Origin of the sequence: Ideonella azotifigens (assembly GCF_006519715.1) — a bacterium.
GTDB classification, from domain to species: Bacteria; Pseudomonadota; Gammaproteobacteria; order Burkholderiales; family Burkholderiaceae_C; genus Ideonella; species Ideonella azotifigens.
The window spans coordinates 1-11,107 of sequence record NZ_VIDT01000125.1; the positions used below are offsets into that span (position 1 = coordinate 1).

Annotated in this window: 11 protein-coding genes; 2 read left to right on the top strand and 9 right to left on the bottom strand. The window is 67.3% G+C overall.

The window, feature by feature from the left end:
- Positions 1-471 (top strand): sensor histidine kinase (locus FKP22_RS10485; protein WP_233446832.1); only part of this gene is annotated, 471 nt, incomplete at its 5' end.
- Between the two features lie 15 nt (positions 472-486).
- On the opposite strand, the gene FKP22_RS10490 is transcribed toward FKP22_RS10485, so the two are convergent.
- From FKP22_RS10490 to ureA, 9 genes are all read right to left on the bottom strand, one after another.
- Complete coding sequence (locus FKP22_RS10490) at positions 487-2,964, bottom strand: glycoside hydrolase family 2 protein (protein WP_141287442.1); 2,478 nt, start codon at positions 2,962-2,964, stop codon at positions 487-489.
- A gap of 116 nt (positions 2,965-3,080) precedes the next feature.
- A complete protein-coding gene (locus FKP22_RS10495; RefSeq protein WP_141287443.1) occupies positions 3,081-3,602 on the bottom strand; it encodes a GNAT family N-acetyltransferase in 522 nt (173 codons plus the stop codon).
- A 27-nt stretch (positions 3,603-3,629) separates the two neighbouring features.
- Positions 3,630-3,926 (bottom strand): cyclic-phosphate processing receiver domain-containing protein, encoded by a 297-nt coding sequence (locus FKP22_RS10500; RefSeq protein WP_141287444.1) that lies wholly within the window; start codon positions 3,924-3,926, stop codon positions 3,630-3,632.
- 21 nt (positions 3,927-3,947) lie between these two features.
- The gene (locus tag FKP22_RS10505; RefSeq protein WP_141287445.1) at positions 3,948-4,229 is read right to left on the bottom strand and encodes a hypothetical protein; all 282 of its coding nucleotides are present in this window, start codon (positions 4,227-4,229) and stop codon (positions 3,948-3,950) included.
- A gap of 169 nt (positions 4,230-4,398) precedes the next feature.
- Entirely contained in the window at positions 4,399-6,639 is a 2,241-nt protein-coding gene (locus tag FKP22_RS10510) for a M4 family metallopeptidase (protein WP_170200840.1), read from the bottom strand.
- Between the two features lie 406 nt (positions 6,640-7,045).
- Positions 7,046-8,773 (bottom strand): urease subunit alpha, encoded by a 1,728-nt coding sequence (gene ureC, locus FKP22_RS10515; RefSeq protein WP_141287447.1) that lies wholly within the window; start codon positions 8,771-8,773, stop codon positions 7,046-7,048.
- The gene (locus FKP22_RS10520; RefSeq protein WP_141287448.1) at positions 8,773-9,078 is read right to left on the bottom strand and encodes an urease subunit beta; all 306 of its coding nucleotides are present in this window, start codon (positions 9,076-9,078) and stop codon (positions 8,773-8,775) included. Before FKP22_RS10520 ends, ureC begins: the two co-directional genes overlap by 1 nt.
- A complete protein-coding gene (locus tag FKP22_RS10525) occupies positions 9,075-9,296 on the bottom strand; it encodes a hypothetical protein (protein ID WP_141287449.1) in 222 nt (73 codons plus the stop codon). Before FKP22_RS10525 ends, FKP22_RS10520 begins: the two co-directional genes overlap by 4 nt.
- A gap of 11 nt (positions 9,297-9,307) precedes the next feature.
- A complete protein-coding gene (gene ureA, locus FKP22_RS10530; RefSeq protein WP_141287450.1) occupies positions 9,308-9,610 on the bottom strand; it encodes an urease subunit gamma in 303 nt (100 codons plus the stop codon).
- 183 nt (positions 9,611-9,793) lie between these two features.
- Between ureA and FKP22_RS10535 the strand changes: the two genes are divergently transcribed.
- A partial coding sequence (locus FKP22_RS10535) for an alpha-amylase family glycosyl hydrolase (protein WP_141287451.1) occupies positions 9,794-11,107 on the top strand: 1,314 nt, incomplete at its 3' end.

The window sequence follows — 11,107 nt, forward strand, 5'->3', positions numbered from 1 at the left end:
GCGATGCGCGGTGCCGGCCATCGCCCCGGCGTGCGCGGGGAGTGCATCGGCAATGCGCGCGCGCTGGCGCCGGCTGTCTGGCAGGAGGCTTTCCGGCTCGGCCTGGAGGCCGCGCAGAACGCCTTGCGCCACGCTCAGGCCGGCGAAATACGATTGACCGTGCGCTACGGTCCGCAGGCGCTGGCCTTGTTCGTGGTCGACGACGGCATTGGCATGGACGTGTCTCCTTCTGACCTCACCCCGAGCCCGGATGGCCTGCCCGCCTGGGCCAAGCAAGCCCGGGACCGTGGCCACTTCGGACTGGTGGGCTTGTACGAACGCGCCCGCCACCTGGGCGGCCAACTCGACATCGAAAGCGCTGTCGGCCTGGGCACCCGGGTGCAGCTGAGCCTGCGCGCTTCGAAGGCCTACCTGCCCGGATCACGGTCGTGGTGGCCATGGTCGAGAAACCGGAAAACCACCGCGGGCTGAGCGCCTCAGAGACCCTCAGGCCTCGAAAGGTGTCTGGTCCAGTGCCGTGACCTGGATGGGCAGGTCGGGGCCGGTGACGGCGATGCTGCGCACGTCGCCCGGCATCAGGTCGATGAAGTTGTCGGAGAAGTTGACGCCGGGCGCGGCCAGCCAGATGCCCTTGGCCGGGCGTTCGGTGCGCAGCGTCAGGCCGCCCGCGTGGCGTGCTACCTGCAAGCCGCAGTCGCCCAGCGGGTGGAAGCGGAACGGTTCGGGCCAGGCGCAGTCGCGGGCGATGCATTCGCCGTCCACCCACAGGCTGGCTTCGACGACGGCCGGCGCGGCCAGGTCCAGAGGGAAATTCAGGTCGGTGCTGCCGTTGGATGGCGCCATTAGTTCAGCCGTCTGCACTTCACTGCTGACCCCGGCCAGCGCATGGCATTGCAGGCGGACTTCGCAGCGGGTCGCCGCAAGCGCTGACGAGATCCAGCAACGAGCTTCGCCGTCGACCTGCCGGACCGCGATGGCCAGCGGCGCCAGTGCGCGGCGGATCGCATGCCATGCAGGTTTCAGCGTGCCAAGCGAATCGATGATGGCCCAGCTGGTCACCGGCCAGCAGTCGTTGAGCTGCCAGACCAGCGCGCCGCCCACCGCCCGCCGGCCAGCGCCCAGCCAGCGGTGGCGGAAGTCCTGGAAGGCGTAGCGCATGGCCTCGGCCTGCACGAACTGGGTGGCATAGACCGCATCGGCCAGCGTGGGTCCGGCATTCAGCGTGTCGGCCACATACACCGCCAGCCGCCGGTGGCCATCCTGCAGCGGCAGGCCGGCTTTGTTGTGCGCGGCCATGGTGCGGCTGAGCGGGAATTGCTCGGCTTCGGGGATGGCTTGCTGCAGCAGGTCCAGCGACGGATGCGACTGCATGCCGAACTCGCTGACGAAGCGCGCCTGCACCGTGTGATAGCGCTGGTACGGCAGCATCGCGCCGTGCCAGATTTCCCAGCTGTGGCGGTCGCCCACCGTGGGGTTGTCGGAGGTCAGCGTGTCGTTGGCGCTGGGGCTGTAGGGGCTGCCGGGCCAGTAGGGGCGCTGCGGGTCCAGCCGGGCGCAGAGCTCGGGCAGCAACTGCTCGTAGATGGCGCGGGCCTCGAAGCGGACCATGTCCTTGCCCTTGCCGTACAGCCCCATGGACTCGGCAATCGCGTAGTCCTCGTTGTTGCCGCACCAGAGCGCCAGGCAGGCGTGGTGGCGCAGGCGCTTGACTGCGGCAGCGGCCTCGGCCTCCACGCTGCGCAGGAACTCGGGGTTGGCCGGGTAGATGCCGCAGGCGAACAGGAAGTCCTGCCAGACCAGCAGGCCGAGTTCGTCGCAAGCGGCGTAGAACGCGTCGTCCTCGTAGATGCCGCCGCCCCAGACACGCAACATGTTCATGTTTGCCTCGGCCGCTTGCCGCACGCGCAGCCGGTAGCGTTCGGGCGTGATGCGGTTGAGCAGGTTGTCGTCGGGAATCCAGTTGGCGCCGCCCATGAAGACCTGCCGGCCGTTGACCTCGAAGCAGAAAGAGCTGCCTTTTTCGCCCGCCACCGGCTCCTGCACCAGCCGCAGTGTGCGCAGGCCGATCCGGCGGTTGTGCCTGTCCAGCACCTGCTCGCCGGCCTGCAGCGTTGTGACCAGCGTGTACAGCGGCTGCGCGCCCTGGCCGTTGGGCCACCAGAGTTCCGGCGCGTCCACATGCAGGCTGGCCTCGGTGCCGGCGGGCACCGAAGCTTCGGCCACGAGCTTGCCTTGCGGGTCGAGGAGACGGTGGTGCAACGCCAGCGCCGCGTCCTGCGTTCCCGCCAGTTCGCAGCGCAGGTCTACCCGCGCATGGCCGAGGTCCGTCGCCAGGTGCACGGTGCTGTCCACCTCTTGCAGCCGGGTCTCGTAGGCTTCGAGCTTGACCGGCTGCCACGGCCCGGCCGTCAACAGCACAGGGCCCCAGTCCCAGCCGTAGTGGTACTGGGCCTTGCGCACATGCAGCCGGCTGGATTCACCATTCCACAGGTTGCGCCGCCCCAGCGCCGCCTCGCGCTCGCGCCCGCGTCGCTGGGCCGATTCGAAATACAGCCCCAGTCGGTTCGTGCCCGGCTTCAGCAGGCCACGCACCTCGATGCGCGCCGGAACGAACATGTTGTCGCTCACCAGCACGCGCTGCCCGTTCAGATAGACGGTGGCAAACGTGTCCAGCCCGTCCAGCACCAGGTCCACCTGCACGGCCAGCGCCGCGGCATCCACCTCGAAGTCGCAGCGGTAGCACCAGTCCTTCTCCGCCACCCACTGCACTTCGACCTCCTGCGTGCCGAAGTACGGATCCGGAATCGCCCCCTGCGCAATCAGGTCCTGGTACACCGTGCCCGGCACCGTCGCCGGCCGCCAGTCCGCCTCGGCCGCCAGGTTCTCCAGCATCGAGAGCTCAGGCGCCGCCATCCGGAACAGCCAGGATTCGTGCAGCGGGCGGGCGGTGGTGGCAGCGGGCATGGCGAGGCTCCGGGTGCGGTGGGCGGCATGAGGTCAGGACCGATGCTGGCACAGCCGCGGTCCTCGCGGGGCGTCTTGAGGCAGCGCCAGCTGGTGTCGAGTGCTTGCCACCAGGCTCAGGCTTCGCCGAACAAGGGCCGCAGCATCTGCACTTCTTCCACCATCCGGCCGCCCAGTTCCAGCAGTTTGGCGCTCCCCGGCACTTCGGCGAAGCCGGCGGCGCGGTAGAAGCGGATGCCGCGTTGGTTGCCGCTGAGCACCCAGAGCGATACCGAGTCGCGGCCTTGGGCCAGCAGCTCCGAGAGCGCACGCTGGAGCAGCGCACGGCCCACGCCCTGGCCCCAGGCGCTGGGCAACGCATACAGCGCCCAGATCTCGCCGCGCGTGGGCGGCGAACCTTCGTCGCGGCAAGGCCCATGGCTGACGAAGCCGAGCACCTGGCCCGCCTCGTCGCGCATCACCCGCGTGTTCGAGTCCTGGCGCGCGAGGATGCCGCGCCAGCGTTCGCTGCGCTGCTCGATGGAGAGTTCGGCCAGGAAGGCAGGAGGCAGGATGGCCGCATAGGCGGGCTGCCATGAACGCACGTGGGCCGTAGCGATGCCCTGGGCGTCGACTTCGGTGGGGTGGTCGATCTGCATCGGTCTGCCAAGGTTTGATGGTGGTTGTCAGGCCACCTTGGCCAGTCGTTCAATCGCCGCAATGCCGAGCAGCATCTTCTCGCGGGCGGACGAGTTGGCGGAATGCACGTGGATCCTGGGTGGCACGAAGCCTTGCAATGCAACCGCCTGTTCGATCCACAGGATCACGTCGTAACCGGTGCCTCGTTCATCGTCGCCGAGGTCGTGGTCGAGGCTGATCTCCCGAACATTGCCGGTCTGCAACAGCGCGATGGCTTCGTCAGGCCAGTACACCCTGGTCCAACCATCGGGTGTCTTGCGCTCGTCGTCCAAAAACACCCGCATGGGTCTGAGCTTTCGTTGCTGTCATTGGCTTGGCAGCGTGTGGCGGGAGCGAATCTCTGCATAGCAGGCGATGCACACCAAGCGCATGTTGTTGAATTCATGGAATGCTTGGGTCATCTCGCCCTCTTCCTCAAATTTCTCTTCGCAGGCATAGCACCAAGCTTGGCGGTCGTTGGGCTCAGACTTGTTTTCGATGAAGCCTACTGGTCTGGCATTCGGTCCAATCATGTGACAGCACACCACGGCGGAGATTTTTCGGCCGTGTCGGTCGCAATCGACGCTCAGCGGTTTGGGTTGTGTCATTTTCTAGTGCCGTGGCTGCGGCAAATCATACGGCCGCTCCTCGTTGACAGGCGCGGTCGCGCCACGCCATCAGATGCAGTTCGCCAATGAAAACGGCCGCCCCGTTGGGGGCGGCCGTGTGTGTGGGAGTTGACAAGCAGCAGCCGCCTGGCCGCTGCCCGTCCTCGCGTCAGTAACTTGCCTTCAGGCTGACGCCCGAGAAGGCTGAGTAGCCGCGCACCATGATGTAGTAGTCACCTGCCGAGGTGCTGGTGGTGGTGCAGGTCTCGTTGTTGCCGCTCAGGTAAGGCCGGCACGAGTACGTGGTGGTGGTCGGCCGTGACCCGAAGCGGGTGTAGAGGTCTGCGTCGCCCGTGCCACCCGAGGTGGTGATCGTCAGCGTCTTGCCGGCCGGGACTGTGATGCGCCAGTATTGCGCGCTGCTGGTGGCCCCGGAGATCGTGATGGCCTGGCCATTGGTCAGCAACGGATCACCACCGCCGCCGCCACCCGTCGTGGAGTAAGTGGCCGTCAGCGAGACGCCGCTGTAGGCCGAATACCCGTTGAGCAGCACGTAGTAGGTGCCGGCCGCAGGGTTGGTCACGGTGCAGGTTTCGGCGTTGCCGGTCTTGTACGGACGGCAGTCGTAGGTCGACAGCGTCGGGCGGGCGCCCAGCTTGGTGTAGAGGTCCACGTCACCGGTGCCACCCGAGATGGCGATGGTCAGCGAGGTTTGCCCACTCGGCACGACGATCTTGTAGAACGCCTGCGAGCTGGCCGCTCCGCTGATGCCGGTGACCGCGGTGCCGTTGGTCAGCACGATGTCCGTGCCACCGCCGCCACCACCGCCACCGCCGGTGCCACCGGTCACCGCCACGCCTACGGCATTCCAGGCATCGGCCACCGAGACCTGCTCAGCCGCGGTCAAGCCGAGGTTGATCGCGGCTTGTTTGGTCGCGTTGCCGGCTGCCAGGAAGTTGGCGTTGGAGGTCAGGATGTTGACGTTGGCTTCGTAGAAGACCCGGATGGCCTTGGCCATGCCGATGCCGGTCACGTTGATCGTGGACTTGCCGCGGGGATGGGTGCCACCCTGCGAGAGCAGGTAGAACGCCAGGTTGGCAATGCCCGAGCTGTAATGCACGTCCACATTGCCCACGCCGCTGACCCAGAAGTCCTTGGACGAGCCATCGGCCGCCGGGTCGCTCATGTAGCGCAACGCAGGCGGCAGGATGTCTTCGCCGACCTTCCAGGTGTCGGCCGAGACGGTCAGCGTGCCGGTCTTGCCGCCGTCGACATAGGCCTCGGTGAAGGCACCGAAGATGTCGGACATGGCCTCGTTCAGGCCGCCCGATTCACCCGAATAAACCAGCCCGGACTCGTTTTCGGTCACGGCGTGGGTCAGTTCGTGGCCGGTCACGTCCACGGCGCGCGCCAGCGGCAGGCAACCTTGGCTGGAGTTGCCGTCGCCGTAAACCATCTGCGTGCCGTCCCAGTAGGCATTGCAGTAGTTGGTGCTGTAGTGCACCGAACTGATCAGCGCGGCGCCGGCGTTGTTGTAGGAGTCGCGGTTCCAGAAGGCCTTGTAGGCTTCGTAGGTGGCGCCGGTGCCGTCGTAGGCGGCGTTCACGTCGGTGTCGCTGGTGGCCGCCTGGCCTTCGGAACGCTTCAGCGTGCCGGGGGTGCTGGTGCCGTTGTTGGCGCTGTAGATCTTGCGGTTCTCGGCGAAGTGGATCTGCGGATGCACCGCGACGATGGCACCGCTGTCGACATCGACGTAGACCTTGTCGCGCACCGGGTCCTGCCCGCGCGTGCCGGTCACCACCGTCTCGTAGGCCATGTGGAAGCGGCCTTCGGGCGTCAGCAGGAACACCTTGCGCGGTGGCGTGGTGGCCATGCCGGCGAAGCGCGCATCGGCCGCGATTGCGGGATGCACTGCGCTTTCGCCGACGTTCTTGGCGCCCAGCGTGGCCGCGATGTCGCCGCGGGCCGTGCCGTTGATCGCGAAGATCTTGCCCTTGCCGTCAATGTGCACGACCAGGTCACCGCCGATCACGTCCAGGCCGCGGTGGGTCTGGTTGTAGCGCAAGTGCTGGTTGCCGTTGGGGTCCACGTTGACCTTGCGCAGCTGCAGCTCGGCCGGGCGCAGGCGCAGGGCGGCCAGCGCCGGGACCAGCGCGGGGCGCATGGCCTGCTGGGTGGCGGCAAGGTCCGTCGCGTCCAGCCGCGGGGCGTGACCGAGGTCGCCTCGCAGGAACAGCGGCAGTCCGTCAGAGCTGGCCTGGATCACATCGACCGATGGCAGCGTGCCGAGCGCACGTGCGACGTCCGTCGGCGTGTTGCCGGGGATCGCGGCCATTGCGCTGGTGGCCAGCAAAAGGCCTGAGGCGGCCAGGGCGGTCATCAACTGACCATGGGCCCATCTGAAACTCATCGAACTCATCATTGCTCCCAACAGGTATGGGTTCACGCGCGGTAACGCGTGCTGCCATGTCGTCCATGCCCGCCCGGATTGGCGAGCGGACGGATGCTCGGAGTGCGACAAGGATGTGTCAAACCCCTAAGTCGTCAGTGACCTGAGGTGCCTCAAGCCATGTCCTACGAGGAGATGGCGCTGTCCCAGGCGTTGACCACGCATGGCGCTAAGGGATCGCCCTGATGGGACACGGCCTGGAAACAACGGTCACCTGTCCCCTTCACAGGTGACGAGGCCTTGCGTGCTGAGAAAAGGCGCGACGGGTGCGCCTCGCGACGTCGGTGAGCCGGCTGCCGTGGATCCGTGCAACGGCGCTCCCGCGCCGTTGCCGGAACTTGCTGAAGTTACGCCTGGATGCGCAGGTTCAGAACAAGAAGTACCTTTGGGCCATCGGCAGCACTGTCGCCGGTTCGCAGGTTAGCAGCTGGCCGTCGGCGCGCACGTGGTAGGTCTGCGCGTCGATCTCCATGGTCGGCAGGTAGCTGTTGTGCACCATGTCGGTCTTTCTCACGGTGCGGCAGCCGCGCACCGCGGCGAGCTGCTTCTTCAGGCCGAAGGCGTCGCCGATGCTGTTGGCCAGGCCCGCCTGGCTAACGAAGGTGAGCGAGCCGCGGGCCAGCGCGCCGCCGAAGGCGCCGAACATCGGGCGGTAGTGCACCGGCTGTGGCGTGGGGATGCTGGCGCTGGGGTCGCCCATCGCGGCCATCGCGATGAAGCCGCCCTTGAGGATCAGGCTGGGCTTGACGCCGAAGAAGGCCGGGCGCCAGAACACCAGGTCGGCCCACTTGCCGACCTCGATCGAGCCGACCTCGTGGGCAATGCCGTTGGCCAGCGCCGGGTTGATCGTGTACTTGGCCACGTATCGCTTGAGGCGGCCGTTGTCGTGGCGCTCCGGGTCGCCGGCCAGCTTGCCGAGCTGGGCCTTCATCTTGTGCGCCGTCTGCCAGGTGCGGATGATGACCTCGCCAACGCGGCCCATGGCCTGGCTGTCCGAGCTCATCATGCTGATCGCGCCCAGGTCGTGCAGCATGTCCTCGGCGGCAATCGTCTCGCGGCGGATGCGGCTTTCGGCGAAGGCCAGGTCCTCGGCGATGGACGCGTCCAGGTGGTGGCAGACCATCAGCATGTCGACGTGTTCGTCCACCGTGTTGACGGTGTAGGGCATGGTCGGGTTGGTGGAACTGGGCAGGAAGTTGGCCTCGCCGACCACGCGCAGGATGTCCGGCGCATGGCCGCCGCCGGCGCCTTCGGTGTGGAAGGCGCAGAGGCTGCGGCCCTTGGTCGCGGCAATCGTGTCCTCGACGAAGCCGGATTCGTTCAGCGTGTCGCTGTGGATCGAGACCTGGGTGTCGGTTTCGTCGGCGACCGACAGGCAGCAGTCGATGGCCGCGGGCGTGGTGCCCCAGTCCTCGTGCAGCTTCAGGCCGATGGCACCGGCCTCGATCTGCTGGCGCAGCGCCGCCGGCTGCGAGGCATTGCCCTTGCCGAGGAAGCCGAGGTTCATCGGGAAGGCGTCGGCCGCCTGCAGCATGCGTCGCAGGTTCTCCGGTCCGGGCGTGCAGGTGGTGGCGAAGGTGCCGGTGGCCGGGCCGGTGCCGCCGCCCAGCATGGTGGTCACGCCGCTGGACAGCGCTTCTTCAATTTGCTGCGGGCAGATGAAGTGGATGTGGCTGTCGATGCCGCCGGCCGTGACGATCATGCCCTCACCGGCAATCACCTCGGTGCCCGGGCCGATGACGATGTCCACGCCCGGCTGCACGTCCGGGTTGCCGGCCTTGCCGATGGCGGCGATGCGCTGGCCGCGGATGCCGATGTCGGCCTTGACGATGCCCCAGTGGTCCAGGATCACCGCGTTGGTGATGACCAGGTCCACCGCCTCGTGTGCGCCGGGGCCGTTGGGCACCTGGCTCTGGCCCATGCCGTCGCGGATGGTCTTGCCGCCGCCGAACTTCACCTCTTCGCCGTAGCCGCCGGCCTTCAGCGTGAAGTCTTGTTCAACTTCGAGGATCAGCCCGGTGTCGGCCAGCCGCAGCCGGTCGCCCGTCGTGGGGCCGAACATTTCGGCGTAGGCGCGTTTTCCAATCGTGGCCATCAAAGTTTTCCTTGCACCAGGCCGCGGAAGCCGTAGACGGTGCGGCTGCCGCTCAGGTCCACCAGTTCGACCGTGCGCTGCTGGCCCGGCTCGAAGCGCACGGCAGTGCCGCTGGCAATGTTCAGCCGCATGCCGCGCGCGGCCTCGCGGTCGAAACTCAGGCCGGCGTTGGTCTCGGCAAAGTGGTAGTGCGAGCCGACCTGCACCGGCCGGTCGCTGGCGTTTTCGACGACCAGCGTCAGCGTGCGGCGGCCGGGGTTCAGCGGCAGGTCACCTTCGTCGGTGAAGAGTTCGCCGGGAATCATCGGGCGGACCTTGGCGCCGAGGCCTGGCGCGCGCGCAGCTTGCGGCGCAGCAGCACGTTGGCGCCGTACAGCACCAGCGTGGCCGCCACGAAGGCGGCTTCGATGCCGTGGTGGCCACCGGTGTGGCCCGGGTGCGCGGAGGCGGCCAGCGGCAGGGCGGCCAGGGCCAGCGAAGCGCCCAGGTTCAGGGCGCGGCAAAACGGGGAGGGCAACAGCATGGTGGCTCCTGTCAGGCAATCGGTTGGTGCACGGTCACCAGCTTGGTGCCGTCGGGGAAAGTGGCTTCGACCTGGATCTCCGGGATCATCTCCGCCACGCCTTCCATGACCTGGGCGCGGGTGAGCACGGTCTTGCCCTCGCTCATCAGCTGGGCGACGGTCTTGCCGTCACGGGCGCCTTCCATGATGGCGGCGCTGATCAGGGCCACTGCTTCCGGATAGTTGAGCTTCAGGCCGCGCGCCAGCCGGCGTTCGGCCAGCAGCGAGGCGGTGAAGATCAGCAGCTTGTCTTTTTCGCGGGGCGTCAGTTCCATGCGGTGTTCCTGCGGCGGCGAAGGCCGGCCGGGTGAGGGTTGTCTGCAAGGCCGGTGCCAGTGTGCATGCCGCATGGGGCATGCGCAAAGCCTCTTGCGAAGCGGCTTGCAAGCCAGGTTGGGTACGGGCCGATTTCAGGGCAAGATAGGGAAAACGAGAAATCGATGCGAGGAAACGACTGCATGACCGTGATCAGCCCAGACCTTTCCCCTCGGACTGCAGACGGCCGCCGGCCGGACCCGGACTGGTGGCGCGGTGCCGTCATCTACCAGATCTACCCGCGCAGTTTCGCTGATGCCAACAACGACGGCATTGGCGATTTGCCCGGCATCACTGCCCGGCTGGAACATGTGGCCGAGCTGGGGGCGGACGCGATCTGGATCTCGCCCTTCTTCAAGTCGCCCATGGCCGACTTCGGCTACGACGTGGCCGACTACCGCGAGGTGGACCCGATCTTCGGCACGCTGGCCGACTTCGATGCGCTGCTGGCCAAGGCCCATGCGCTGGGCCTGCGCATCATCATCGACCAGGTGCTCTCGCACACCTCCGAGCAGCACGCCTGGTTCAAGGAAAGCCGCAGCAGCCGCGACAACCCCAAGGCCGACTGGTACGTGTGGGCCGAAGCCAAGCCCGATGGCAGCCCGCCGAACAACTGGCTCAGCGTCTTTGGCGGCCCGGCCTGGCAGTGGGACAGCCGGCGCCGCCAGTATTACCTGCACAGCTTCCTGACTGCACAGCCCGACCTGAACCACCACAACCCCGAGGTGCAGGACGCCTTGCTGGGCGACGTGCGCTTCTGGTGCGAGCGCGGCGTGGACGGTTTCCGCTTCGACGCCTGCAACCACCAGTTCTACGACCGCTCGCTGCGCGACAACCCGCCAGCCGATGCCAAGGAACAGCAGAGCGTGACGACGGTGCGGCCGGACAACCCGTATGCCATGCAGCGCCATCTGCACGACAAGACCCAGCCCGAGAACCTGGCCTTCCTGCAGCGCGTGCGCCAGGTGCTGGACGGCACCGGTGCGGTCAGCATCGGCGAGGTGGGCGACGACCACCCGCAGCCCATCATGGCCGACTACACCGAGGCCGGCAAACGCCTGCACATGGCCTACAGCTTCGCGCTGCTGACGCCGTATGTCTCGGCCAAGCAGATCCGAGAGCAGGTCGAAAGCCTGGAACTGGCGCTGGCGCGCACCGGTGGCTGGGGCTGCTGGGCGCTGTCCAACCACGACGTGCCGCGCGTGGCCTCGCGCTGGGCGCCCGCCAATCAACCCGACCCGGTGCTCACCCGCACGCTGCAGGCCCTGCTGTTCACGCTGCGCGGCAGCGTCTGCACCTACCAGGGCGAGGAGTTGGGCCTGCCCGAGGCGGACATTCCGTTCGAGCTGCTGCAGGACCCTTACGGCAAGACCTTCTGGCCCGAGTTCAAGGGCCGTGACGGTTGCCGCACGCCCATGCCCTGGCAGCACGACGCGCTGCAGGCGGGTTTCAATGCC